The organism is Microbacterium sp. LWH3-1.2, assembly GCF_040675855.1.
GTDB lineage: Bacteria > Actinomycetota > Actinomycetes > Actinomycetales > Microbacteriaceae > Microbacterium.
Genome location: NZ_JBEGIK010000001.1, coordinates 3,328,645 through 3,354,793, shown reverse-complemented (window position 1 = coordinate 3,354,793; position 26,149 = coordinate 3,328,645). Strand labels below are relative to the sequence as shown.

The 26,149-nt window shown below is 71.1% G+C and carries 21 protein-coding genes; 8 read left to right on the top strand and 13 right to left on the bottom strand.

What is annotated here, in order from left to right; translation table 11 throughout:
* Positions 1–3: 3 nt before the first annotated feature.
* Positions 4–786, bottom strand: a complete 783-nt coding sequence (locus MRBLWH3_RS15655) for a DUF72 domain-containing protein (RefSeq protein WP_363433801.1) — start codon at positions 784–786, stop codon at positions 4–6.
* A 113-nt stretch (positions 787–899) separates the two neighbouring features.
* On the opposite strand from MRBLWH3_RS15655, the gene MRBLWH3_RS15650 reads away from it, so the two are divergent.
* The 6 genes from MRBLWH3_RS15650 (at position 900) to MRBLWH3_RS15625 (ending at position 6,742) form a co-directional block, all read left to right on the top strand.
* Positions 900–1,775 (top strand): LLM class flavin-dependent oxidoreductase, encoded by an 876-nt coding sequence (locus MRBLWH3_RS15650; RefSeq protein ID WP_363433799.1) that lies wholly within the window; start codon positions 900–902, stop codon positions 1,773–1,775.
* Positions 1,772–2,536: an LLM class flavin-dependent oxidoreductase gene (locus MRBLWH3_RS15645; RefSeq protein ID WP_363433796.1), complete on the top strand. Its 765-nt coding sequence runs from the start codon at positions 1,772–1,774 to the stop codon at positions 2,534–2,536. The genes MRBLWH3_RS15650 and MRBLWH3_RS15645 overlap by 4 nt, the downstream gene beginning before the upstream one ends.
* Positions 2,533–3,510, top strand: coding sequence for an epimerase (locus MRBLWH3_RS15640; protein WP_363433793.1), 978 nt, complete (start codon positions 2,533–2,535; stop codon positions 3,508–3,510). The genes MRBLWH3_RS15645 and MRBLWH3_RS15640 overlap by 4 nt, the downstream gene beginning before the upstream one ends.
* A gap of 83 nt (positions 3,511–3,593) precedes the next feature.
* Entirely contained in the window at positions 3,594–5,126 is a 1,533-nt protein-coding gene (locus MRBLWH3_RS15635) for an ATP-dependent DNA ligase (RefSeq protein WP_363433790.1), read from the top strand.
* 291 nt (positions 5,127–5,417) lie between these two features.
* The gene (locus MRBLWH3_RS15630; protein WP_363433788.1) at positions 5,418–6,038 is read left to right on the top strand and encodes an alpha/beta fold hydrolase; all 621 of its coding nucleotides are present in this window, start codon (positions 5,418–5,420) and stop codon (positions 6,036–6,038) included.
* A complete protein-coding gene (locus MRBLWH3_RS15625) occupies positions 6,035–6,742 on the top strand; it encodes an NAD-dependent deacylase (RefSeq protein WP_363433786.1) in 708 nt (235 codons plus the stop codon). The genes MRBLWH3_RS15630 and MRBLWH3_RS15625 overlap by 4 nt, the downstream gene beginning before the upstream one ends.
* A gap of 57 nt (positions 6,743–6,799) precedes the next feature.
* Here the strand turns inward: MRBLWH3_RS15625 and MRBLWH3_RS15620 are convergent, their stop codons facing one another.
* The 12 genes from MRBLWH3_RS15620 to hrpA form a co-directional block, all read right to left on the bottom strand.
* Complete coding sequence (locus MRBLWH3_RS15620; protein ID WP_363433783.1) at positions 6,800–8,071, bottom strand: sugar ABC transporter permease; 1,272 nt, start codon at positions 8,069–8,071, stop codon at positions 6,800–6,802.
* Positions 8,071–8,877: an ATP-binding cassette domain-containing protein gene (locus tag MRBLWH3_RS15615; RefSeq protein WP_363433781.1), complete on the bottom strand. Its 807-nt coding sequence runs from the start codon at positions 8,875–8,877 to the stop codon at positions 8,071–8,073. Before MRBLWH3_RS15615 ends, MRBLWH3_RS15620 begins: the two co-directional genes overlap by 1 nt.
* Before the next feature lie 85 nt (positions 8,878–8,962).
* The gene (locus tag MRBLWH3_RS15610; RefSeq protein ID WP_363433778.1) at positions 8,963–10,045 is read right to left on the bottom strand and encodes a sugar ABC transporter substrate-binding protein; all 1,083 of its coding nucleotides are present in this window, start codon (positions 10,043–10,045) and stop codon (positions 8,963–8,965) included.
* 293 nt (positions 10,046–10,338) lie between these two features.
* Positions 10,339–11,586, bottom strand: coding sequence for a sugar ABC transporter permease (locus MRBLWH3_RS15605; RefSeq protein WP_363433775.1), 1,248 nt, complete (start codon positions 11,584–11,586; stop codon positions 10,339–10,341).
* The gene (locus MRBLWH3_RS15600; RefSeq protein ID WP_414685379.1) at positions 11,583–12,512 is read right to left on the bottom strand and encodes an ATP-binding cassette domain-containing protein; all 930 of its coding nucleotides are present in this window, start codon (positions 12,510–12,512) and stop codon (positions 11,583–11,585) included. Before MRBLWH3_RS15600 ends, MRBLWH3_RS15605 begins: the two co-directional genes overlap by 4 nt.
* Positions 12,513–12,569: 57 nt before the next feature.
* Positions 12,570–13,667 (bottom strand): sugar ABC transporter substrate-binding protein, encoded by a 1,098-nt coding sequence (locus MRBLWH3_RS15595; protein ID WP_363433769.1) that lies wholly within the window; start codon positions 13,665–13,667, stop codon positions 12,570–12,572.
* A gap of 9 nt (positions 13,668–13,676) precedes the next feature.
* Positions 13,677–14,879, bottom strand: a complete 1,203-nt coding sequence (locus MRBLWH3_RS15590; protein WP_363433766.1) for an ROK family transcriptional regulator — start codon at positions 14,877–14,879, stop codon at positions 13,677–13,679.
* A gap of 55 nt (positions 14,880–14,934) precedes the next feature.
* Entirely contained in the window at positions 14,935–15,810 is an 876-nt protein-coding gene (locus tag MRBLWH3_RS15585) for an NYN domain-containing protein (RefSeq protein ID WP_363433763.1), read from the bottom strand.
* A 1-nt stretch (position 15,811) separates the two neighbouring features.
* Positions 15,812–16,804, bottom strand: coding sequence for a Gfo/Idh/MocA family protein (locus tag MRBLWH3_RS15580; protein WP_363433761.1), 993 nt, complete (start codon positions 16,802–16,804; stop codon positions 15,812–15,814).
* A 37-nt stretch (positions 16,805–16,841) separates the two neighbouring features.
* The gene (locus MRBLWH3_RS15575; protein WP_363433759.1) at positions 16,842–18,212 is read right to left on the bottom strand and encodes an O-acetylhomoserine aminocarboxypropyltransferase/cysteine synthase family protein; all 1,371 of its coding nucleotides are present in this window, start codon (positions 18,210–18,212) and stop codon (positions 16,842–16,844) included.
* Positions 18,213–18,392: 180 nt separating this feature from the next.
* Positions 18,393–19,334 (bottom strand): quinone oxidoreductase family protein, encoded by a 942-nt coding sequence (locus MRBLWH3_RS15570; protein ID WP_363433757.1) that lies wholly within the window; start codon positions 19,332–19,334, stop codon positions 18,393–18,395.
* Positions 19,335–19,363: 29 nt separating this feature from the next.
* Positions 19,364–23,353, bottom strand: a complete 3,990-nt coding sequence (gene hrpA / locus MRBLWH3_RS15565) for an ATP-dependent RNA helicase HrpA (protein ID WP_363433755.1) — start codon at positions 23,351–23,353, stop codon at positions 19,364–19,366.
* 78 nt (positions 23,354–23,431) lie between these two features.
* Between hrpA and MRBLWH3_RS15560 the strand changes: the two genes are divergently transcribed.
* Positions 23,432–24,268, top strand: a complete 837-nt coding sequence (locus MRBLWH3_RS15560; RefSeq protein WP_363433752.1) for an aldo/keto reductase — start codon at positions 23,432–23,434, stop codon at positions 24,266–24,268.
* Positions 24,269–24,296: 28 nt separating this feature from the next.
* Positions 24,297–26,147 carry a thioredoxin domain-containing protein gene (locus MRBLWH3_RS15555; protein WP_363433750.1) on the top strand — a complete coding sequence of 617 codons (1,851 nt, stop codon included), beginning with the start codon at positions 24,297–24,299 and terminating at the stop codon, positions 26,145–26,147.
* The last annotated feature ends 2 nt before the right edge of the window (positions 26,148–26,149 follow it).

Below are 26,149 nucleotides of genomic sequence, written 5' to 3'. Positions count from 1 at the left end.
TGCTCACCTGTCACGATCTGCTGGTCCCACCGGCACTTCGTGACAGGTGAGCGGGGAGGGCGCCGCGTCAGGGGGCAGCATCCGTTTCAGGGTCCGCGCGTTGTGGACGGCGTGGGCCTCGCCGTCGTTGTTGAAGTACGCGTACACCTCGTGGCCGGCACGCTCCCATTCGCGGATGCGCTCGGCCCACCAGGCGAGATCGTCGTCGGAGTACGAGCCGCCGTACAGGTGCTCGGGGTCGGGACCGTGCAGGCGCACGTAGACGAGGCGGGCGGTCGCACGCAGGATGCACGGCAGGTGGGCGCCGCTCATGACGCAGTACGCGGCGCCGTGGCGCTCGAGGATCGAGAAGACGGCCTCGTCGGTCCAGGACGGATGCCGCAACTCGACGACCGGCCGGATCCACGGGGGCAGCGCCGTGAGGAAGTGCTCGAGGCGGGCGTCGTCGCGCTCCATCTGCGGGTGCAGCTGCACGAGGAGCGGCCCGCGCCGCCCGCGCAGTTCGTGAAGGCCACGACCGACGCGGGAGATCCAGGTCTCCGGCTCCCGCAGGCGCCGTGCATGCGTCAGCCCTCGCGGCGCCTTGACGGTCATCTCGAAAGCGCCCGGCAGGCGTTCGCGCCACGCGGCGAAGCGCGCATCGGGAGGCCAGCGGTAGAAGCTGCCGTTGAGCTCGACGGTGTCGAACTCCGCCGCATACTGGTCGAGCCACGTGCGCTGGTCGCCTTCGTAGACCGCGCCGCGCCAGTGCGGATACACCCATCCCGACGTCCCGATCCGTGCCATGGGTCCCAGCCTCGACGCGGGAGCCGCCGGCGGCCAAGGGGTTGCGCGGTTGCGGCACGTTCACTAGCCCCGGCCGGCGTGCGCGTGTCGGCGGGCGCTGACAGAGTGGGAGCATGACCCGCATCGGCGCGATCTTCAACCCCTACACGCACAGCCCCGACGAATTCCGCGACGCGGTGCTCGCCGCCGAATCGGAGGGGCTGCCCGAGCTGTGGATCTGGGAGGACTGCTTCCGGCAGTCCGCGTTCGCGACCGTGGGAGCGGCGCTCGCGTGGACGGAGGGGCTGCGGATCGGCATCGGGATCGCGCCCCTGCCGCTGCGCAACGTGGCGTCGACCGCGATGGAGATCGCCACCGTCGAGCGCCTGTTCCCGGGGCGGCTGCTTCCGGGCGTCGGTCACGGGGTGCTCGACTGGATGGGGCAGGTGGGCGCGCGCGTCGCCTCGCCGCTGACCCTCATGCGCGAGTACGTGCCCGCCCTGCGCGGCCTCCTCGCCGGTGACGAGCTGAATGTCGACGGCCGGTACGTCGCGCTGCGCGACGTGCGCCTGAACTACCCGCCGACGTCGCCGCCCTTCGTGTACGCGGCCGCCGAGGGCCCGAAGACGCTGCGACTGAGCGGTGAGGTCGCCGACGGCACGGTTCTCGACAGCGGGCACACCGCGAGCGAGTACGCCGTCGCGGCCGCGGCCATCCGTGAGGCCCGTGCCGCAGCCGGCCGTGGCGACGGTCACGACGTCGTCGCCTACGTCGTGACCGCATTCGGCGCAGATGCCGAGGCTCGCGCGATCGCCGATGTCGGCGACAAGCCCGGACCCGAGGAGCGCGCGCTGTGGGGCGACCCGGCGGAGGTCGCCGCTCGCGCGCAGCGATTCTTCGACGCCGGCGTCGACGATGTCGTGCTGCTGCCCTCGTCTCGCGGCGACATCGCCGAGTTCTATCGGGCGGCCGCCGAGGTGTCCCGCCTCGTAAGTGCGAGCGCCGCATGACGGCGGCGCTCTCGATCGGGGTCGCGGCGGCAGCGGGCGCGGAGGTCGCCGCGCGCGTCGCCGCGGCTGCCGAGGCGGCAGGGCTGCACGCCCTCTGGGTGAACGACACCCCCGGGCACGACGCGCTCGGGGCACTGGGCGCCGCCGCGGGCGAGACGGAGCGGCTGGTTCTCGCCACGGGAGTGCTGCCCATCGACCGGCGCACGCCCGACGACATCGTCGCCGGCATCTCGGGGCTTCCGGCGGACCGGCTCGTGCTGGGCATCGGCTCCGGACAGCTGCGCCACGGGGCAGTCGAAAGCGTGACGGATGCTGCCGCCGCCCTCCGTGCGCGTACGGAGGCGTGTGTCGTGGTCGGCGCGCTCGGCCCTCGTATGCGGCGCGCGGGCGCCACCGCGTCGGGCGGACTGCTGCTCAGCTGGCTCACACCCGAGATCGCAGCCGAGCAGGCTCGGCACGCCCATGAGCTCGCCGGCACGGCGCACGTCGCGCTGTACGTGCGGACGGCGGTCGACCCCGCCGCGGCCGCGGTGCTCGACGAGGAGGCGCGGCGTTACGCCGGGTACCCCGCCTACGCGGCGAACTTCGCGCGCCTGGGTGTCGAGGCGGCGGACACGGTCATCCGGCCCGCAGCGCTTCGTGACAGGATCGCCGCCTATCGCGCCGTCGCCGACGAGGTGGTCCTCCGTGCCCTCACCGCTTCGGGCGGCGTCGACGAGCACCTCCGGTTCATCGACGCCGTCGCCGAGGCCGTCGCGTGAGGGCTGCACGCCAGGTCGCGGTCGTCGCCGGTGCGTCCGGCTTCGTCGGTCGCGCGGTGGTGCGCGCCTTCGCCCAGGACGGGTACGACGTGCGCACCGTCGGCCGCTCGGGCGCCGATGCGACGTGGGACGACGGGGGCACCATCCGCTCCCTGGTCGACGGCGCCGCCGTTCTCGTGAACCTCGCCGGCAAGTCGGTGAACTGCCGGTATACCGATGCGAACCGCGACGAGATCCTCCGATCGCGGGTCCAGACGACGAGGACGCTGCGGGAGGCCGTGACGGATGCTGCGACCCCGCCTCGCGTGTGGCTCAACGCGAGCACCGCGACGATCTACCGCTACGCGATGGACCGGCCCCAGACCGAGATCGACGGCGAACTCGGCGAGGGCTTCTCCGTCGAAGTGGCGCGGAACTGGGAGGACGAGTTCTTCGCGTGCGACCTGCCGGAGACACGCCGGGTCGCCCTGCGGATGGCCATCGTCGTCGGCGACGGCCCCGCGACGCGCACACTGCTGCGCCTCGCACGACTCGGTCTCGGCGGCACGCAGTACGACGGGCGATGGTGGGCGCATCGCCGGTACCGCGGGATCGGCGCGCACCCCACAGGGGACGGGCGGCCGTCCTGGCATCGGTCGGGCGGGCGGCAGCGATTCAGCTGGATCCACCTCGACGACGTCGTCGGCGCGGTGCGGTTCGTCCGAGACCGGCCCGAGATCGCTGGGCCGGTGAACCTCGCCGCTGCCGAGGCGAGCGACAACCGCACGCTGATGGCGACGCTGCGACGCGTGGTCGGGCAGCCGATCGGTCTTCCGGCCTACCGCTTCATGCTCGAGCCGGCGATGGCGGTGCTGCGGACCGAGCCGGAGCTCGTGCTCAAGAGCCGCTGGGTCGCGCCGAGCGTGCTGCTGTCGGCCGGCTACGAGTTCGCGCACCGCGACCTGGGATCCGCGCTGCGCACCGTCGCCCGCTGACTTCGGGGCGCTGCGCGCGGTCGTGGCGCGGACCCCGCGTCGAGCCGGCGACACGTGTCCGTGGCCGGTGCCAGAATGCCGGTGTGCTTCTGAATGAGCTGGTGGCCGCGACGGGCGAGGTCGCGGCGACGTCTTCCCGATTGGCCAAGGTGTCGGTCCTCGCGGACCTGCTGCGCGAGCTCGACCCGGACGAGATCGCCCCCGCCATCGGGTTCCTCACGGCCAGCCCGCGACAGGGGCGACTAGGTGTCGGCTGGCGGAGTCTCATGGGCCTCGAGGTTGCGCACGCGGGCGAACCGACCCTGACCGTGCTCGACGTCGATGCATCGCTCAGCCGTCTGGCCGCCGCTGACGGTGCGGGTTCGGTGCTCGCCCGACGCTCCGAACTCGAGGCGCTCGCGGGCGCCGCTACCGCCGATGAGTGGGAGTTCCTCTCGCGCGTCATGATCGGTGAACTGCGCACGGGCGCGCTCGAGGGCGTGCTTCTCGACGCCATCGCGAAGGGCTCCGAGCGCCAGGCCCCGGTCGTGCGGCGAGCCGCGATGCTGTCGGGAGACCTCGGGGCGACGGCGCGCATCGCGCTCACCGGCACACCCGAGGAGCTCTCCGCGGTCGGGCTCGAAGTCGGGCGTGGGGTACTGCCGATGCTGGCCGCGACGGCGGGTTCGACGAGGGAGGCGCTCGAGACGCTCGGGGCCGCAGCATCCGTCGAGTACAAGCTCGATGGTGCGCGCATCCAGGTGCATCGCGACGGCGACGACGTGCGCGTCTTCACGCGCAGCCTCGCCGACATCACGCACCGCGTGCCGGAGCTGGTCGAGGCGGTGCGGGCGATTCCTGCCGAGCGCGTGATCCTCGACGGCGAGACGCTGTCGCTCGATGAGGACGGCGGCCCGCGGCCGTTCCAAGACACCATGTCGCGGTTCGGGTCGATGGGCGACGACGCCGCGGCCACCGTGCTGCGGCCGTGGTTCTTCGACATCCTGCATCTCGACGGGCGCGACCTGATCGACGAGCCGCTTTCCACCCGCCTCGAGCTGCTCGACCGGGCCGTGGGCGATGCGCGCATGCCCGGGGTCGTCACCGACGACCCCGCTGAGGCCGAGGAGTTCTCGCGCCGGGCGCTCGCGGCGGGCCACGAGGGGGTGATGGTGAAAGCGCTCGACGCGCCCTACGCCGCCGGGCGACGCGGCAAGAGCTGGCTCAAGGTCAAGCCCGTTCTCACCTACGATCTCGTCGTGCTCGCCGTGGAGTGGGGATCGGGCCGTCGCGCCGGGCAGCTCTCGAACCTGCACCTCGGTGCCCGAGACCCCGAAGGCGCCTTCGGCGAGCCGGGCGGCTTCGTGATGGTCGGCAAGACGTTCAAGGGCCTCACCGACGCGACGCTGCGGTGGCAGACCGAGCATTTCCCGACCATAGAGACGCACCGCTCGGTGTACGCCGTGCACGTGCGCCCCGAGACGGTCGTCGAGATCGCGATCGACGGCGTGCAGCGCTCGTCGCGTTACCCGGGCGGCGTCGCCCTGCGCTTCGCACGTGTGAAGGGCTATCGCCCCGACAAGCGCCCCGACGAAGCAGACACGATCGCGTCGCTGCGCGCTCTGCTCAGGAGTTGATCAGCCCAGCCTGGGTGCTGGGCATGCGGAGGATTCTCCACTTACCGTGACACCTGGGACCGTGTCCGGCAACGAGGCTGTGACCGGTGGGGAGGTGCTTTTCGCGCGCTCGCCGCAGCCGGCGTCGTGCCGGTCGCGGGGCCGAACGGCCGAGCCGCGAACATCGGCGCCGCCTGCAGCGACTCCGCGAGACTGCAACCGAGAGCCGAGACTGCGGGTGGCCCCCGCAGTCTCGGCGCTCCAGTGAAGTCTCGCGGGCCCTTCGGGGGAGGCGGAACGTAGGATTTCGCCATGACCAAGGGACCCGCACCCGACGCCTCGTACGAGAACCGCAGCTTCGGGGCGCCCGGTGCGGAGCGTACGGTGTTCCTGCTCCGCTCGGGTGTCTCGACCCTGTCTGATCCTCGGCCCGATGTCACCGCGCACCGCGACGCCAGGATCGTCGCCGTGGGGCTCACCGTCGACGACATCGACGACCCTGCGGCGTACCGCGGCGCCACCCCGGCAGAGGCGACCGCGAACGTCATCGCGCGCTTCATCGCGGACGAGGCGCACGGGCGTCCGGTCGGCCTGGTGGGAGTCGGCGAGGCCGGAGAGCTCGCGATCATGATCGCGGCGCATCTCGGCGAGGGCGTCGACCGACTTGCACTCGTCGCCGTTCCCCGACCGGATTCCGAACTCGGCGCGAGCGAGGTCGCCGAGCTCCTGAGCCGCATCTCCGCGAAGACGCTCCTGATGAACGGCCAGGCCGACCCGACGGCCGCATCCGCTGCGGCGCGCTGGTTCAAGGATCATCTGGTGTCTGCCCGGGTCGAGATGGTGCCGAAGACGGGGGGCCCGGGGGCGAGGCTCATCCTCGCGGACGTCTGGGAACGCGTGCTGTCGCACGTCGCGCCTGACACCGTGCGATGAATCGCATCGTCGTGCTCACGGGGGCCGGCATCTCGGCAGAGAGCGGCGTGCCCACGTTCCGCGGCGCCGACGGTCTCTGGGAGGGCCACGACGTGGACGACGTGGCGACGCCGGAGGGATTCGAACGCGACCCCGACCTCGTCCAGGCGTTCTATGACGCACGACGCCGGGCGGCGGCATCCGTCGTCCCGAATGCCGCGCATCGCGCGCTCGCCCGTCTCGAAGGCGCGATCGGCGACGACCTGCTCGTGGTCACGCAGAATGTCGACGACCTGCACGAGCGCGCCGGCAGCCGCAACCTCGTGCACATGCACGGCGAGCTGCGACGCGCGCTCTGCCTCGCCTGCGGATCCCGGCCCGATTGGGTCGCCGACCTCATCGACCGCCCCGCGTGCCCCGAATGCGGAGAACGGATGCTGCGCCCCGACGTGGTCTGGTTCGGTGAGATGCCGTACGGGCTCGACCGCATCGAGCAGGCGGTCGTCGCGTGCGACGTGTTCGTCTCGATCGGCACGTCAGGCCAGGTGTACCCGGCGGCCGGGTACGTCGCGCTCGCGTCGGCCTTCGGGGCGCGCACGGTGGAGCTCAACCTCGAGCCCAGCGACCCGGCGGTGCCCTTCGACGAGACGCGGGCCGGCCTCGCGAGCGAGCTCGTGCCGGCGTGGGTCGAGGAGACGATCGCACTGCGCGCGCCGCGGCGATGACAGAAGAAGGCGCCGCACGGATGCAGCCGCCCGGCGCCTTCTGGCGTGGGTTGTCCGCTACATCCGGACTCCGCCGGAACGCAGACGCGAGAGGGCGTCCACGGTCGCCGCGAGGATCAGCACGCCGCCGGTGACCAGCAGGTTGATGCCGGCGGGCAGGTTCAGCAGACCCAGGCCGTTGGTGATCGTCGCGATCACCAGCGCACCGATCGCGGCGTGCATGAGACGGCCCTTGCCGCCGAACAAGCTGACCCCGCCGACGACTGCTGCCGCGACGCCCGACAGGACGATGTCGCGGCCGACGGTCGCGTCGACCGAGCCGACGCGCGCGACGCTCAGCAGCGCCGAGAAGACGGCCAGGCTCGAGCAGATCACGAACGCCCACCACTTGATCCAGCGCACCTTCACGCCCGAACGCCGGGCGGCCTCGGCATTGCCACCGATGGCGTAGATGTATCGGCCGAACCTGGTGCGGTCGAGCAGGAACGTGCCCAGCCAGAGGATGACGAGCACCACCGGCACGACGACCGGCACGCCCGCGACCTCGATCACCGACTGTCCGCGGTTCTGGTTGAGGACGTACACCACGATCCCGCCGATGACGGCGATGGCCGCCAGCTTGATCCACACCAGCGACAGGGCGCGATTGGGCACGCCGGCGCGGGCGCGGCGGGCGCGGTCCCAGAATGACGTCCCGGCCGAGACGGCGAGCATGATCGCGAGCATGACCCAACCGCCCCATATGGGAAGGTTGCCGTTCTGCAGGAAGATCAGCTCGGGCACCTCGAGGCGGAACAGGCCACCAGGGCCAATGATGACGAGCGCGAGTCCCTGAAAGCCGAGGAACAGACCGAGCGTGACGACGAACGACGGGATGCCTACCCGGGCGACGAAGAAACCTATCAGCGCGCCCGTGAGGAACCCGAACCCGAAGCCGACCAGGAGGGCGAGGGGCCAGGGAACCCCCTGGGCCGCGAGCACGACGAAGAGCGCCATCCCGACGCCGCCGGTGACGCCCGCGGACAGGTCGATCTCGCCGAGCAGCAGCACGAATACCAGCGCCATGCCGAGCACGACCAGGGTGGCCGCCTGATTGAGCAGGTTCGCGAAGTTGCGTTCCGTGAGGAAGAACGGGCTCAGAACCGAGAACAGCGCGAAGAGAACCACCAGGCCGCCGATGGCCGGGAGGGCGCCCATGTCGCCGCCGCGCACCCGCTGCCACCATGCCTTCAGCTGGTCGCCGGCGCCGCCTTCGACGCCGCTGCCGATGAGGTCGCTCGCGAGGGGATCGGGTGCGGCTTCGGTCCGTGTCGTGGCATTGCCGCTCATCACACGTCTCCTTCCGTGCTGATGGTGGAGGTGTCGACGATCGTCACGCCCTTCGGCGCCTTGGTGCCGGTGATGTATCCGACGACGTCGTCGCGCGTGGTCTCGCTCGTCGGGATCTGCGCGACCATCTGACCGAGGTAGAGGACCGCGATGTCGTCGGCCACCTCGAACACGTCGGCGAGGTTGTGGCTGATGAGGATCACGGCGACGCCCTGCTCCGACAGCCGCTTGACCAGGTTCAGCACCTGCTCTGTCTGTGCCACGCCGAGGGCGGCGGTGGGCTCGTCGAGAATCACGACGCGCGCCTTCTTCAGCACGGCGCGCGCGATCGCGACGGTCTGACGTTGGCCGCCCGAGAGGCTCGACACCTTCTGACGTACCGACTTGACCGTGCGCACCGAGAGCGAGCGGAGGGTGTCGGACGCCTCCTTCTCCATTCGCCCCTCGTCGAAGGTGCCGAACGAGAGTTCCTCGCGACCGAGGAACATGTTCTGCACGATGTCGAGGTTGTCGCACAGCGCGAGGTCCTGGTAGACGACCTCGATGCCGAGGCCGGACGCGTCGCGGGGAGCATGCAGGTCACGGTGGGTTCCGTCGATGAGCACCTCGCCCTCGTCGTACGGCTGAACACCGGCGAGACCCTTGATGAGCGTGGACTTCCCGGCCCCGTTGTCGCCCACCAGTGCGGTGACCTTGCCGGGGTGGACCTCGAGGTCGACGCCCTTCAGGACGCTGACCGGGCCGAAGGACTTCTTGACGCCGACCAGTTTGATGATCGGCTCGGTGGCGGTGAGTGTGTCTGACATTGCTCGCTTCCTTGCGATGTCGGTGCTGTGCGCGAGAGGGCGCCGCGCCTCGATGACGCGACGCCCTCGCGGCTTGAACCGAACGTTACTCCGTGACTCCGAACTCGGCGCACTTCGCCTCGACGTCCGGCGTGCAAACGTCGTCGAAGCTGGCGTAGCCGCCGGCGGCGACGACGTCCTTGACCTCGTTGGGGCCGACGACGGTCGGCGTGACCTGGATGTAGGGGGTGCCGTCGTCGAGCTCGGCGTCCGCATCCGGAGTCTCGCCGTTCAGCAGCGCGATGGCGGTCTCGATCGCGGCGTCAGCCTCGAGGTTCACCTGCTTCCACACGGTGCCCGTCTGCCAGCCGAGAAGGATGTTCTGCAGGCCCGCGACATTCGCATCCTGGCCCGACACGGCAACGCCGGTCAGGTTGTTGTCCTGCAGGACCTTGATCACGCCCGCGGCGTTGGTGTCGTTCGCCACCCAGACGCCGTCGACCTGGCCGTTCAGGCTGGTGAGAGCCTGCTCGAAGTTGGTCTGCGACTTCGCCTGGTCCCAGACCCCCGGAGGCTCGGCGGCCGGGGTGATGCCCGCGGCCTCCATGACCTCAACGGCGCCATCGTGGAACATCTTCGCGTTACCGTCGGTCGGGTCGCCGCCCATGTAGACGACGACCGCGTCGGCGGGGGCGACCCCCTTGGCCTCGAGACCGTCAAGGACGAGCTGACCCTCGAGGCGGCCGACCTCTTCGTTGTCGAACGAGACGTAGTAGTCAGAGCCCTTGAAGGGACGGTCGTAGGCGATGACCGGAATGCCCTCGGCCTTCGCCTTCTCGGCGACCGAGACGGCGGCGCCGTTGAGGTCTACGAGGAGCATGACGCCGCAGCCCTTGGTGAGCTGCTGGTCCGCGAGGGTCGCGTACTTGTCCTTATCGCCCTGCGCGTTCTGGATGTCGGCCTCGAAGCCCGCCGCCTCCAGGCCCTCCTGGAGGAACGGACGGTCCAGGTTCTCCCAGCGGGGCGAGGACGCCGCGTCGGGCAGGATCACGCAGGCGCGGCCGGCCGCGTCGCCGCCACCCTCGGTGGAACCTCCGTTGCCGTCGCCGTTGCCGGCACAGCCGGCCAGCATCACCGCGGCGGCACCCGTAAGGGCGACCGCGGCAAGGATCGAAGACTTCTTCATCATTCGCCTTTCGTCATTGAAGCGAGCGAGTCCAGGATCGTCCCTGTGTTCATCGCGCTGATGCGATCATCGAGTACACCGATTCTTATCGTCAAGTCTTGAACATAACGCTTTGGCAACGCCGTCGATCTGAGAGGGTGGATACTGTCGCGCGGACGGCCTAGAGAGCGCTTACCGTGCAGAGTGCCCATGCAGCAGGTCGAAACGCGACAATTCGACAAGGGGATTCCGGGAGCCATCGTGAACACCGGCTCGGCGCGTTCGCCAAGTGAAGCCAGGCGGCCGGGCGATCGGTTTCAGGCGCGTCCGGTGGCCGCGCGGGTGCGGCGCGAGAGGGAGTCGATGATCACGGCGAGCACGAGCACCACGCCGGTGACCATGAACTGGACCGAGGAGTCGAGGCTCAGAAGCGTCAGGCCCGACGAGATCGACTGGATCACGACGATGCCGATGAGTGCCGAGAACGCGGACCCGCGTCCGCCGAAGAGGCTGGTGCCGCCGATGACAGCAGCCGCGATCGCGTTGAGGTTCACGTCGCCGGTGCCCGAGCTCTGATTCGCCGAGGCCAGCCGTGCGGCGGCGAGGATGCCGCCCACAGCGGCGAGGGTCGAGCACATCGCGAAGACAGAAAGGTAGATCCGGTCCACGCGGATCCCCGCGCGTCTCGCGGCCTCGACCGATCCGCCGACCGCGTAGACGGCGCGCCCCCAGCGGGTGCGGGTGAGGGCGAAGTTCATCGCGACCACCAGCGCGAGGAAGAACAGGAACATCACGCCGACGCCGCGGTTCAGGTTGAGGTACCACGCGGCGACGAGCAGGAACACGAGCAGCACGGCGCTGCGCACCGCGATCTCGCCGTAGCTCTGACTCACGAGGTTGGCAGCCGCGCGCCGTCGGGAACGTCGTACGAGCGACCACGCGAAGGCGGTGACGGCGAGCACGGCCACGACATAGGACGCCCACGCCGGAAGGAACATCTGCTGCGCGAACTGCACGAGCCATGAATCGAACGGGATCGCAATCGATCCCGTCTCGCCGAGCACCCACAGCTGCAGGCCCAGGAAGCCGAGCAGACCCGCGAGCGTGATGACGAAGCTCGGAAGACCGAAGCGCGTGAACAGGTACCCGTAGAGCAACCCGACGAGGCAGCCGATCACGATCCCCGCGACCAGGGAGAGGACGAGGTTCCACTGCAACTGCACGAAGGTCACAGCCAGCACCGCTGCGGCGAGGCCTGACACCGAGCCGACCGAGAGGTCGATCTCGCCGACGAGCAGCACGAGCACCACGCCGAGGGCGATCGTGCCGATCGCTGCGCACTGCATCGTGAGGTTGACGAGGTTCTCGCTCGACAGGAACACCGGGTTCAGCAGCTGGAAGACCGTCCAGATCACCACGATCCCGAGCACGACGGGGAGCGCCCCCAGATCGCCGCCGCGCACGCGGGCCACGAACGCCTCGAAGGCGTGACGGATGCCGCTTGCGCTCAGGAGCCGCTCCTGCGGGGCCGTCTCCGCGAGCCGCTCTCCGTGGGGGAGGCTCATCGGGTCCCGTCCCCGCGGGGACGGGACGTGCGGCGGGACCCGGCCCGGGGCATGCGGATGACCGTGCCCCCGGCGGTGTGCTCGTCGAGCTCGGGTTCGTCCAGGGACGGGCCGATCGGCGACGGCGGGGGCGCGGCATCCGTCCGTTCCGATGCCCGACGAAGAGTCGAGTGGTCGACCGCGCCGGTGATGGCCGCGATGAGCGTCTCGCTCGTGACGTCGGCGACGTTGTAGACGCCGTTGTTGCGGCCGAGGCGCAAGACGACGACCCGGTCGGCGACCGCCATGACGTCGGCCATGTTGTGGCTGATGAGGATCACGCCGTGCCCGCGCTCGCGGAGCCGTTCGATGAGATTCAGCACCTCGGCCGTCTGGGCGACGCCGAGGGCGGCGGTCGGCTCGTCGAGGATGACGACCCGGGGCTCGCCGATGAGCGACCGGGCGATCGCGACGGTCTGCCGCTGTCCTCCCGACAGCGATGCGACGGGGATCCGCACCGACGGGATCTTCGCCGAGAGCTCGCGCAACAGCGTCCAGGTGCGCTGCTCCATGTCGACCTCGTCGAGCGTCGCGCCGTCGCGGAGCTCGCGGCCCAGCCAAAGATTGGCGACCACGTCGAGGTTGTCGCACAGCGCGAGGTCCTGGAAGATCGTCTCGATCCCGAGCTGCTGCGCATCGGCGGGGGAGTCGATGCCGACCGGCTCGCCGTCGAACTCGATTGTTCCGCTGTCGGGCGGGTGCACGCCGGCGAGCACCTTCACGAGCGTCGATTTGCCGGCGCCGTTGTCGCCGACGAGGGCGACCACCTCGCCCTCGTTGACCCAGAAATCGACGTCCGTGAGGGCCTTGACCGCGCCGAAGCGCTTGCCGATGCCATGCATCGTCAGCACGCGTTCGCGCGGGCGTCCCGCCCGCGGGTGCGTCATCGACATCCTCGCCTCGTCCTCATCGATCCACCGCCGACCCCTGTCAGAGTCAGGACCCTACCCGATGCCCGCCGCTTCGCACGCATCCGCGTACGCCGGGGTGCAGATGTCGTCGACGCTCCAGAATCCGTCGGCGACCACGGTGTCCATGATGTCGTCGATCGTCACGGCCACCGGGTCGAGCAGAGTGGCCGGTGTGCCCTGGATCTCGAGCGGGGCCGTGACCTTCTCGCCGTGAAGCAGCTTGACGGCGACCTCGGCCGCGAGTTCGGCCTGCGGCTTGATCGCCTTGTAGACGGTCATGTACTGGTCGCCCGTCAAGATGCGCTGGATCGCCGAGAGCTCGGCATCCTGGCCCGTGACGATCGGCAGGGGATCGATGTTCGCTACCCGCAGCGCCGCGACCGCGCCGCCCGCGGTCGCGTCGTTCGCGGCGTAGACCCCCGCGATGGCGTCGCCGTGCTGCGCGATCTGGCCCGACACCCACTCCTGTGCCTTCTCGGGGTTCCAGCCGGGGGTGTCGTACTCGGCGAGCACGCGCAGACCACTGTCGTCGATGATGCTGTGCGCGCCCTGCTTGAACAGCGCGGCGTTGCTGTCGGTGGGGGAGCCGTTGACCATCAGGATGCCGCTGCCCTCGTCCTCCGCCTGCATGCCCTTCACGAACGCGGTCGCCTGCAGCACGCCGACCTTCTCGTTGTCGAACGAGATGTAGTACGCCAGGTCGCCGCCGGCGACGAGCCGGTCGTACGAGATGACGGGCACGCCCTTCGCGTTCGCCGAACTCACGATGCTGACGGCGGCGTTCGCGTCCACCGGGTCGAGCACGAGCACGCCGGCGCCGGCGGCGAGCGCGGACTCCGCCTGCTGCTGCTGCTTGGCGGCGTCCTGGTCGGCGTTGGCGTACAGCACCTCGTACTCGCCGAGCTCGGCGATACGCGCCTCGAACATCGGCCGGTCGAACGTCTCGTAGCGCGCGGTCTTCGCGTCGGGCAGCAACAGGGCGATCGTGTCGTCGTCGGGGGTGCCTCCCTGGCCGGGCGTGCCGGAGCAGCCCGACAGCATTGCGGTGGCGAGCAGGAACCCGGATGCTGCCGCCACCGCGCGACGCCCGCTCGGGCGCCGTCGCGGCCGATCCAGTCGCGTACGGGGCATCGGACGAGCCTATGCGGTGATGGGCAGCGACGGTGCGGTCGGCAGCTGGGCGTCGACCGTGACATGGTCGAGGGCGATCGCGATCGCCCCGCGCGTCTCGGCCCACTCGCCGAACGAGGCGCCCACGATCTCGGGCAGGCCGTCCGCGGACGCGAGTGCGGTGCGCTCGAGCGAGTGGCGCATCGGTGCCATGAGGATCTCGCCGGCTTGGCCGAGCTCGCCGCCGACCACGATGAGCTCGGGGTCGAAGAGATTGCACAGGCTCGCGGCGGCGATGCCGATGTGCCGGCCGGCGTCGGCGATCACGCGGCGCGCCGCGCCGTCGCCCGCCTCGGCGGCGTGCAGCAGGTCGCCGAGGCGGTGCATGCCCTCGCTCGGAGGGAAGAGCGACAGCAGGGCGGGCCCGCCGGCGTAGGTCTCGAGGCAGCCGCGATTGCTGCAGCGGCAGATGGGGCCGTTCTCGTCGAGGGTGACGTGCCCGATCTGGCCGGCCTTGCCGTTGACGCCGCGGAACAGGTCGCCGCCCACGACGAGCCCGGCGCTGATGGTGTGCCCGACGCGGATGAACACCGACGACGCGGCCGAGCGTCCGTTGCCCTCACGCGCCTCGGCCAGCCCGCCGAGGTTCGCCTCACTGTCGACGTGCACGGGGCGTCCGATGCGGATCGAGAGGCTCTCGGCGACGTCGACGTTCTCCCAGCCGCGCAGCAGCCCGGGCGTCGACACCATGCCGGTCCGCGGATCGATGGGCGCGGGAAGCGCGAGACCGACGCCGAGGATGTCGGCCATGGATCCGCCGAGGGATTCCATCATGTCGCCGAGCAGCAGGGCGAGGCGGTCGAGTTCGGAGTCGTGGCGGTGGTCGAGGGGGAGCGGCAGCGACGACTGCGTCACGATGGTGCGCGCAGTGTCGGCGATGGCGATGTGCAGGTGGCGTGAGCTGTAGTGGACCCCGGCGACGAGGCCGAGGCGGCGGGCGAGCGACACCAGGGTCGCGCGGCGGCCGCTGCTCGTCGTGAACGACGTGTGCAGGAGGCCCGACGCCGTCAGCTCCTTGACGATGTTCGAGACCGTGGCGGGCGAGAGGCCTGTGCTGCCGGCGAGCTCGATCTGGGTGAGACGACCGTGGCGCTTCAGCGACTCGATGACACGCGCGCGATTGGCCTCGCGGAGCGAGGTCTGCGAGCCCGGCGGGGCTTGACGGCGTGCCACAGGTCACACTTTATCCCACGGCCGATTTCCCCGGTCGGCTGTGGGTCACGCACGGTCAGCGCCTGTCGGCGGCGAGGCGGATGAGCACGATGTTGCCCGACTCGTCGACCTCGGCGACGCCCGGATGCGCCTTCACGAACTCCGAGAAGCTCTTGTACCCGAGGGCCTTCTCGCTGAAAGCCGGGTCGAGCCGCTTGATGAGGCTCTTCACCGCCGAGGCGTGCTGCCACTCCACGCCTTCCTTGTCGCTCTCCAGACGGAGTGCGCGCTCGAGAAGGGATTCGGTCGGATCGACGGCGGTCTTCCTCGCACGCCGGCTGCCGGACGCACGCGGCGGCGCAGCATCATTCTTCCCCGACGCCGGAGCCGCGACCCCGGGCAGGGCGTCGTACGAATCGAACTGGTCGCACGCCGCGGCGAGCGACTTGGCGGTCGAGCCTGCGACGCCCACGCCCACGACGAAGCGGCCCAGGCGGCGACAGCGCTGGGCGAGCGGCACGTAGTCGGAGTCCCCGGCGACGATCACGACGTGCGTCAGGTCGGGCAGGCGGAACATGTCCTCGACGGCATCCACCGCGAGGCGGATGTCGGCCCCGTTCTTGGCGTACGCCGCGGCGGGGAAGAGCTGCACGAGGTCGACGGCGCGCGCCACGAGCTGCGAGCGGTACTCGGCGTTGACGGGCGCCGACCAGTCCGCGTAGGCGCGGGTGAGCACCAGGGTGCCGAACGACGTCGCGTAGTCGATGATCGCACCGACATCGATCGTCGCGGCGGCCAGGCGCTCCGCGATCTCGGGGTTCGCAGCATCCGTCGCGATCTTCTGTCGGTCGCGGGAGTAGGAGTTCTTGCCGTGCACGCGGTCGTACCACGACATCACGATGTTGTCGAAGTCCAGGTACACCGCCACGCGCGGGCTCAGCAGGTCGGGCATGTCACTCCTCACCGGGATAGCGCACGCCGACGAGGTCGCGGATCTCGTCGAGCGTCGCCATGATCGCGACGGTCTCGTCGATGGGCAGCACATCGGAGTCGGTGCGGCCCTCGGCGAGGTACCGCCCGGCGGCGAGAGCCTGGTACTGCATGCCGCGCCCCTCGACGTCGGAGCGGAACTCCTCGCGCACCGCGCCGTCGGGGCCGACGAGGCGGAACGAGGTGGGCGAATACCAGACGCTGTCGATGTCGATGCGGGCCTCGGTGCCGATGACCGCCGCGGTGTTGGGGCCCGCGCCGCGGGATGCCGAAAGGGAGGTCGACAGCGCGCCCGACGCGTGGGTCATGATCGTCGCGACCTCGGTGTCGGATCCTGCGTCGCCGATGCGGGCGGCCGCCGCGATCGAGAGCGGTTCGCCCAGGATGTCCCACGCGAACGACACCGGGTAGATACCGAGGTCGAGCAGGGCGCCGCCGCCGAGCTCCAGCGCGTTGATACGGTGTCCCGGGTCGGAAGGGAGGCGCTGCGTGTGGTCGGCGGTGACGGCGCGGACCTCGCCGAGCGCGCCGGACTCCACCAGTTCGCGGATGCGGACCATGTGCGGCAGGTAGCGCGTCCACATCGCCTCCATCGCGAGGAGTCCGCGTTCCGCCGCGCAGTCGCGCACCGCCACGGCCTCCGCCGCATTGAGGGTGAACGCCTTCTCGACCAGCACGTGCTTGCCGGCCTCGAGGGCGAGCAGTGCGTTCGCCGCGTGCATCGGATGCGGCGTGGCGATGTAGACGATGTCGACATCGGGGTCGGCCACGAGGTCCTCGTAGGAGCCGTGTGCGTGCGCGAGGCCGAAGTCGGCGGCGAAGGCCTCGGCGGTCTCGCGGCGCCGGGAACCCACGGCGGTGACGTCGAGTCCGGCGGTGCGCAGGTCGCTGGTGAACGCACGGGCGATGCCGCCCGGTCCGAGGATCCCCCAGCGGGGGGAGGAGGGCGAGGTCATGAACACGAGGCTAGCGCGAGCCGCCCGTGGCCGGACGCTAGCGGGCGACGCTCTCCGCGAGCTCGGCGCGGGCCTCTGCCGCCGTGATCTGCTCGAGCGCGCGGGCCAGGTCGTCGACGATGTCGCGGGCGTCCTCGAGGCCGATCGAAAGGCGCACGGTGGTCGGGCCGATGTGCGCCTCGGCGAGCTGCGTCGGCGACATGTGGCTGTGCGTCATCGAGGCCGGGTGAGCCACAAGGCTGCGCGCATCGCCGATGTTGGCGACCAGGCGGATCACCTGCAGGCGCGAGATGAACGCCTCGACGAGCCGGAAGTCCGCCTCGTCGTCGCCCGTCGACGGCAGGTCGAACGCGAAGACCGAGCTCACCCCGTCGGGCAGGTAGGCCTCGGCCTGCGCGCGCCACGGGCTCGACTCCAGCCCGGGGTGGTGCACACGCGAGACCGCGGGGTGCGTCTCGAGGAACCGGGCGACCGTGAGGGCGCTCGCGGCGTGGCGCTGCATGCGAAGGTCGAGCGTCTCGAGGCCCTGCAGCAGCTGGAAGGCGTTGAAGGCCGAGAGCGATGGCCCGAGGTCGTGAACATACTTGGTCTTGACCAGCGCGATGTACGGCGACCCCGTCTCGCCGAAGCGCTCGACGAGACTGCCGTCCGGCACGCGCGGGTACGTCTGGGTCAGCTGTGGCCAGCGCTCGGGTTCGGCGGTGAAGTCGAACGTGCCGAGGTCGACCACGACACCGCCGAGCGATGTGCCGTGGCCGCCGAGGAACTTCGTGGCGGAGTGCACGACGATGTCGGCGCCGAAGTCCTTCGCCCGCTGCAGGTACGGCGTCGCGACGGTGTTGTCGATCACCAGGGGTACGCCGGCGTCTCGGGCGACCGCCGCGACTGCTCCGAGGTCGAGCACCTGCGCGATCGGGTTCGAGATCGACTCGGCGAAGAGCGCGCGCGTGGTCGGGCGGACGGCGGCGCGCCAGGCGTCGAGGTCGTCCTGGTCGACGAATGTCACCTCGATGCCCCAGTCGGCGAAGGTGTCCTGCAGCAGGTCGACGGTGCCGCCGTACAGCTGCCGGGCGGCGACGATGTGCTCGCCCTGCTTGGCCAGAGCCAGCAGTGCGACGGCGACGGCCGCCTGGCCCGACGCAACGCCGGCCGCGGCGATGCCTCCCTCGAGCTCGGCGACGCGGCGCTCGAAGACGAGCACCGTGGGGTTCGCGGCGCGGCTGTAGATGTTGCCGTCCTTGCGCAGCGCGAAGAGGTCGCGTGCCTCGGCGAGCGAGCGGAACTCGAACCCGTTGGACTGGTGGATGGAGGGGATGGCGGTGTTCTCCGCGATGCCGGAGTCGAACCCGGCCTGCACCTGCGCCGTCGCGAACGAGCGAGGGGCGGCAGGACGAGTCTGTTCAGGCATGCCCACCATTGTCGAGCCGAGGCGCCCGCCGGTGTGCTTCGTGTGTCGAACTGTTGCGCCGGCGGCCCGACCGGGTCCCGGCGACGGTAGTTCGTACGCGCGTGAGAACGGTGGGGCCCGGCGTAGCCGATCACACCGGCGGGACTCGACGATCCCCTCCGGTCCGCCCCCGGCGCGCGGTCACGGCACGAGCGTGATCTTGCCCGCCACGCCCGACTCGATCGCGCGATGCGCCTCGGCGGCGTCGACGAGGGCGAACGACGGGCCGAGTTCGACCGAGAAGCGTCCCGCCGCGATCAGGGCGAGCGCGACCGGAACCGCCTCCGTACGCCATCCCTGCTGCTGCGGAGTGAGCGGTTCGGGGGAGCCGCCGGAGAATGCGCGGATGCCGCGGCCGGCAGCATCCCGCCCCCGCACCAGCGTCGCGATCCGCTGACGGTCGGCGACCAGCTCGAGCGAGGTGTCGAGGGCCTCGTCGGTGCCGGCCGCGTCGATGGCGACGGTCACGCCCTGGGGAGCGGCCGCGCGCACGCGGTCGGCGAGCCCCTCACCGTAGGCGACAGGGGTCGCACCGAGCTCGCGGACCCGGTCGAAGCGGCTCTCGGACGACGTCGCGATGACGGTCGCGCCCCACAGCACGGCGAACTGTATGAGGGCCTGACCGACGGCACCCGACCCGGCGTGCACGAGCACGGTGTCGTCGCGGCCGACCGCAAGGGAGCGGAGTGTCTGGTATGCCGTGCCGATCGGGATGCCCAGCGCAGCGCCCTCGGCCGCGCTCACCTGCGGCGGGCGTGGGAAGGCGTGCGTGGCGGCCACCGCCACCTCGGTCGCATACGCTCCCGACGCCCCGGCGAACACCACCGGGTCGCCGACGCGGAACCCGTCGACGCCTTCGCCGACGCCCGTCACCACACCCGCGCCGTCGCCGCCGATGCGACGCGGCGCGGTGATCTCGCCCGATGGCCGACGACCGGAGCGGAGTTTGCCGTCGATCGGGTTGACGCCGGCGGCCGTCACGCGGATCGCGAGCTGCCCGGCTGCGGGGATGGGCTGGGGAACAGAGATCTCGTGAAGGACCTCGGGGCCTCCGAACTCGGTGTACGCGATCGCAGTGGTCATGAGGGGGGCAACTCCTGGCGTCGAGACGGCTATTCCCTGAGGGATCTCTGAATCCGCTGCAGCGATACGGGCTCGGCTGTGCCGAGGGACTGCGCGAACAGGCTCACACGGTACTCCTCGAGCAGCCAGCGAGCGTGTGTGAGCGGACCCGGGGAGTCCACCGCCGGGGGGATCACGCCGCCGGCCTCGGCGAACACCGCGGCCGCCCGCTCGAACTCCGTCATGCGCTGGCGATCGCGGCCGGGGTTGTCGGCGAGCGTCCGCACCCGCTCGAGCGCCCCGCGCAGGTAGCGGGGCAGCTGCGCCAGCCGGGAGGTGCCGGTGCGGGACACGAAACCCGGGAACACCAGCCCCGCAAGCTGTCCCCTGACGTCGTTCAGGGCGCCGAGCAGCGTCAGCGAGTTCGCGTCGCGCATCGCGCGCTCCACCTCACGCGCGGCGGTGAGCACGCGGGCGGTCAGCGACACCGTCTGGAACAGCTCGTCGACCACCGCGCCCGAGAGCGCGTCGCGCACCGCTTCGAAGCCGGCGCGGGTGCGCACCAGGGCGTCGGGAGCGGTGCGTGCGATGACGGCATCCGCCACCGCGACGCGGGCGTCCTCGATGAGCGCCTTCGCAGACGGATACGGGGATGCTGCGAGCGCGAGCTTCTCGGCAGAGGTGAGATGTTCGAGCACATAGGCGGAGGGCGAGGCGACCGAGAGCAGCACCAGGCGGCGTGCCCCCGCCTCCGTCGCGCGGGCTGCGGCCTCGGGCGTCGTCTCGATCCGCAGCGCGACCGATGCGCCCTCGTCGACGATCGCGGGGTAGCCGCGCACGACGCCGCCCGCGACCTTCGTGTCGACGACATCGGGCAGATCGCCGAACGTCCAGTCGGTGAGGCCGGTGCGCTCGGCGAAGGTCGCCGTGGCCCGGTCGTCGAGCGAGCGAGCAACGAGAGAGTCGAAGCGCCCTGAGCGGCCGGACGCATCGATGCCCGCCGTCTCTCCGTTCGGACTCGCACGCCCGCTCGACGAACGGGGAACGCCGTCTTTCGCGGTCAGCGACCGCGACACGGATGCTCGCGCACGGTCGGCGAGCCGCGCTTGCAGTGCGGCAAGATCCCGGTCGGATCCGACGGCGCGGCCGCGCTCGTCGACCGCCCGGAACGACACCTGCAGATGCCCCGGTACGCGCTCCATCTCGAAGTCCGCGGCGCTCACGGGCTGGCTGGCGACGCGCTGGATGCGTGAGGCGAGAGCCTCGCGCAGCGCGACGGGCGGCAGGCCGCCGTGGGCCTCCGGGCCCTGCCCTGCCAGGTCGGCGGAGAAGGTGGCCGCCCAGTCGGCCGCGGGCACGACGTGGCGCCGGATCGCCTTGGGGAGCGAGCGCAGCAGCGCCGTGATGAGCTCGTCGCGCATCCCGGGCACCTGCCAGTCGAACCCGTCGGCGCGCAACTGCGCGAGAAGGGCGAGAGGCACGACGGCCGTCACCCCATCGTCGGCCGCGCCCGGTTCGAAGCGGTACGCGAGCGAGAGCACCTGGTCACCCTGCGTCCACCGTGCGGGGAAGTCGCGTTCGTCGCCGCGCGATGCCTCGTCGACGAGGTCGGCCTCCGTCATGTCCAGAAGGCGCGGCGTGCGGGCCGAGGCATCCATCCACCAGCTCTCGAAAGAGCGCGCGTCGAACACGTCGCCGGGGATCCGGGCGTCGTAGAACCGGAAGACGGCCTCGTCGCCCACCAGGATGTCGCGCCGGCGCTCGCGCTCCTCGATCTTCTCGAGCCGTCGCCGCAGCTCGAGGTTTCGGCGCTCGAACGCCGTGAGCTTCTTGTCGAGGTGCGACGAATCCCACTCGCCCTCCACCAGCGCGTGGCGCACGAAGAGCTCGCGCGCGAAGGGCCGGTCGAACCGCGCGAGCTGCACCCGGCGCTTCGGCACGATCTCGAGGCCGAACAGCGTGACCTTCTCGTACGCGGATGCCGCCCCTGACGCCTTCGACCAGTGCGGCTCGCTCAGCGATCGCTTGGCCAGGTCGCCCGCGAGCGGCTCCGCCCACGCCGGGTCGATCGCGGCGACGGTGCGCGCGAACAGGCGGCTCGTCTCGACGACCTCCGCGGCCATGACGGCGGTCGGCCGCTTCTTCCTGAGTCCGGAGCCCGGGAAGATCGCGAAGCGGGTGCCGCGAGAGCCGAGGTACTCCGCGCTGCGCCGCTGGTCGGCGCGGTCCGAGCCGGTGCGGCCGCGCGCGGCGGTGGAAGTCGTGCGCTCGTCGAGGACGCCCAGGTGGGACAGCAGGCCCGAGAGGATCGCCTTGTGCAGATCGTCGGGGTCGGCGGTGCCCGTTTCGACTCGCTTCGCTCGGTCAACCAGCGCGGAGCGCGGGGCGTTGACGAGTGCGCTGAGCTGACGGTGCACGTCCGCCCACTCCCGCACACGCACGTAGTTGAGGTGCTCGGCGCGGCAGAGGCGCCGGAAGGCGCTCGATCCGAGCTCGGCCTGCTTCTCCTGGAGGTGGTTCCAGAGGTTCAGGAGGCTGAGGAAGTCGCTGGACGGGTCCGTGAACCGCGCGTGGAGGCGGTCGGCCTCTTCTCGACGGTCTTCGGGGCGCTCGCGCACATCCTGGATCGACATCCCCGCGACGATGGCGAGAACGTCCCGCAGCACTCCGGTGCGGCGCGCCTCCACCAGCATGCGGGCGAAGCGAGGATCGATCGGCAGCCGCGAGATCTCGCGGCCGAGGTCGGTGAGCGTGGGGTGGTCACGACCGATCCGGACGGCACCGAGCTCGACGAGGAGGTCGAGCGCGGCCTTGACGCCGCGCGAGTCCGGAGGGGTCAGAAACGGGAACGACGAGATGTCGCCGAACCCGAGTGAGAGCATCTGCAGGATGACCGAGGCCAGGCTCGTGCGCAGGATCTCGGGCTCGGTGAACTCGGGCCGCGTGTCGAAGTCCTCTTCGGAGTACAGCCGGATCGCGATGCCGTCGCTCGTGCGGCCCGCACGCCCCGACCGCTGCTGCGCGGACGCCTGCGACACCGCTTCGATGGGCAGCCGCTGCACCTTGCTGCGGTTGCTGTAGCGCGAGATGCGCGCGGTGCCGGTATCGACGACGTACCTGATGCCCGGCACGGTGAGGCTCGTCTCGGCGACGTTCGTCGCGAGGATGACACGACGACGGATGCCGGGCACCTGAGACCGCTCGAACACCCGGTGCTGCTCCGCCGCAGACAGGCGACCGTAGAGGGGGAGCACCTCGGTGGGCGCGGCGTCCTTCGCGTACATGCCCCGCACGGCGTCCGCGGCGTCGCGGATCTCGGCCTCACCGGGAAGGAACACCAGGACGTCGCCCGCGGATTCGCGGTCGAGTTCGCGCAGGGCGGAGGTGATCCCGTCGACGTCATCGGACTCGTCCTCGCCCTTCGCCGGACGCACCGGCGGGCGGTACCGGATCTCGACCGGATACGTGCGTCCGGATACCTCGATGATGGGCGCCGGAGCGCCGTCGGGCTTCGCGAAGTGCTTCGCGAAGCTCTCGGGGTCGATCGTCGCGCTCGTGATGACGACCTTGAGGTCGGGGCGCTTCGGCAGGATCCGTCGCAGATACCCGAGCAGGAAGTCGACGTTGAGCGACCGCTCGTGGGCCTCGTCGACGATGACCATGTCGTACCGGCGCAGGAGCCGATCGCGGTGGATCTCGTTGAGGAGGATGCCATCCGTCATCAGCGCGATCCGCGTGTCTTCCGACACCTTGTCGGTGAAGCGGACCTTGTAGCCGACGGTCGATCCGAGCGGCACCTGCAGCTCCTCGGCGATGCGCTCGGCGATGGTGCGCGCCGCGATGCGGCGCGGCTGGGTGTGCGCGATGCGGGTGCGTCCGAGCTCCAGAGCGATCTTCGGCAGCTGCGTCGTCTTGCCCGACCCGGTCGCGCCCGCCACGATCACGACCTGGTGGTCCCGGACGGCGCGCGCGATCTCGTCGCGCGCGGCGCTGACGGGGAGCTCCGGCGGATACGAGATGACGGGTTCGGGCGCGGACATAGCCTTCGATCGTATCCCGTCCGGCCGTGCAGCGGATCGACCCGTCCGACGCCCCCACTGCGGATCTAGGCTGGACGCATGACAGTCCCCACCGTGACCCTCAATGACGGCAACTCGATCCCTCAGCTCGGCTATGGGGTCTTCAAGGTGCCGCCGGCGGACACACAGCGGGCCGTCGCGGAGGCGCTCGAGGTCGGCTACCGCCACATCGACACCGCCGCCATCTACGGCAACGAGGAGGGCGTCGGCGCGGCGATCGCGGCGAGCGGCATCGCGCGCGACGAGCTGTTCATCACCACCAAGCTCTGGAATGACCGCCATGACGGCGACGAGCCGAACGCCGCCATCGCGGAGAGCCTCGCGAAGCTCGGGCTCGAGCAGGTCGACCTGTATCTGGTGCACTGGCCGACGCCGGCGCAGGACAACTACCTGCATGCATGGGAGAAGCTCATCGAGCTGCGCGGCGCCGGCCTCACGCGCAGCATCGGCGTCTCGAACCACCTGGTTCCTCACCTCGAGAAGATCGTCTCGGCCACGGGGGTCGTACCGGCCGTGAACCAGATCGAGCTGCACCCGGCCCATCAGCAGCGCGACATCACCGACTGGGCCGCCGCCCACGACGTGAAGATCGAGTCCTGGGGTCCCCTCGGGCAGGGCAAGTACGACCTGTTCGGTGCGGCGCCGGTCGCGGCGGCCGCCCAGGCACATGGCAAGACGCCGGCCCAGGCTGTGCTCCGCTGGCACCTGCAGAAGGGCTTCATCGTCTTCCCGAAGTCGGTGCGCCGCGAGCGCCTCGAGGAGAACCTCGACGTCTTCGACTTCGAACTCACCGCCGCCGAGATCGCCGCCATCGACGCGATGGAGCCGGGTGACGGCACAGGTCGCGTCAGCGCGCACCCCGACGAGGTCAACTGACCGCTCACGAGCGGCGGGAGCGGATGCCGTGAACCCTCGCCTCGCGGAAGCGACGAGCCCGTACCTGAGAGCCCACGCGGGCAATCCGGTCGCGTGGTTCCCGTGGGGCGAGGAGGCGTTCGCCGAGGCGCGGCGCCGTGACGTGCCCGTCATGGTGTCGATCGGCTATTCGACGTGCCACTGGTGCCACGTGATGGCGCGGGAGTCGTTCGAGGACGAGACGACAGCGGCCGAGCTCGACGCCGGATTCGTTTCGATCAAGGTCGACCGCGAGGAGCACCCTGAGGTCGACGCCGCCTACATGGCCGCGGCCTCGGCGTTCTCGCCGAGCCTCGGCTGGCCGCTGACGGTGTTCGCGACGCCCGACGGACGACCGTTCTACGCCGGCACGTACTTCCCGCCGCAGCCGCATGCGGGCATCCCCGCGTTCCGGCAGGTGCTCGCCGCCGTCCACGAGGCGTGGACAGAGCGGCGAGACCAGATCGACGAGACGGCGGATGCCGTCGCCGGCGCGCTCGCGGAGGTCCGCGAGTCCGCCCCCGCCACGCCGGCGACGACGCCGTCCGCCGATGATCTGGCCGGCGCTGCGCGTGCGCTCGCGGCTCGGGAGGATCCGCGCCACGGCGGATTCGGCGATCCCGCGTCGAGCGCCCCCAAGTTCCCGGTCGCCACCGCACTGCGCTTCCTGCAGACGCGGGTCGTCCGCGAGCGGGCGGCCGGGGCATCCGTCGTCGCCGATCGCGCCCTCGCCGCGATGGCCGCGTCGCCGCTGCGCGACCCCGTCGAGGGCGGGTTCTTCCGCTACGCGACCCGGCCCGACTGGACCGTGCCGCACTACGAGCGCATGCTGACCGACAACGCGCAGCTGCTCGACGTCGCGATGGACGCGGAGCCCTCCCGCGACGACGTGGCTCGCGGCATCGCCGGGTTCCTGCGCGACGTGCTCCAGCAGCCGGGCGGCGGCTTCGGCGCCGCCCAGGACTCGGAATCCTGGATCGATGGTGCCCGCAGCGAGGGCGGCTATTATGCGCGGGATGCGGCCGGGCGCACGGACCTCCAGTCGCCGGCCGTCGACGGCAAAGTGGTCAGCGGCTGGAACGGCCTCGCGATCGGCTCCCTCGCGCGGGCCGGCGCGCGACGGGACGAGGCATCCTGGATCGAGGCGGCGCGCTGGGCGGCCGACGCCGTGCTCGAGGTGAACGTCACCGCGGACGGGCGCCTGCTGCGGGCGTCGCTCGACGAGATGCCGTCGCGGGCTCATGCGACGCTCGCCGACCACGGGCAGCTCGCCGCCGGCCTCCTCGCCCTCGCGGTCGCGACGGGCGAGGTCGCGTACGCCACGCGGGCGCGCGAGCTCGTCGACGCCTGTGTCGGCGCCGACGGCCGCGTCGCGGTTCCCGGCGGGGGAGACCCGGTGCTGTCCCGGCAGGGGATCGGAGCACCGGATGCCGCGTCCGACGCCGACGAGCCGTCCGGCGCCGCGTCGGTCGCGGAAGCCGCCGCCGCGCTGTGGGCGCTGGGCGCGGGGGACCGGTATCTGTCGATCGCCGAGAGGCTCGTCGCGGCCCACGCCCCCTCCGCTCTCGCGCAGCCGCTCGCGTACGGCGCGCTGCTGCGGGTCGCAGCACGCCTCGCCGAGCCGCCGCGGCAGATCGTCGTCGTCACGGACGATCCCCGGGCCGCGCTCGCGACGGCGGCGCGCAGCATCCGTGCCGATGTCGTGAGCATCGTGTCGCCGGAACAGGCGCGCTCGTGGGCCGAGTCGGGATTCGAGCTGTTCGCGGAGAAGGCGTCGCGTGGTGGGCGTCCGACCGCCTACGACTGCCGCGACTTCGCGTGCCGGCTGCCCGTCACCGACGTCGCCGAGCTCGGCGCGTGACG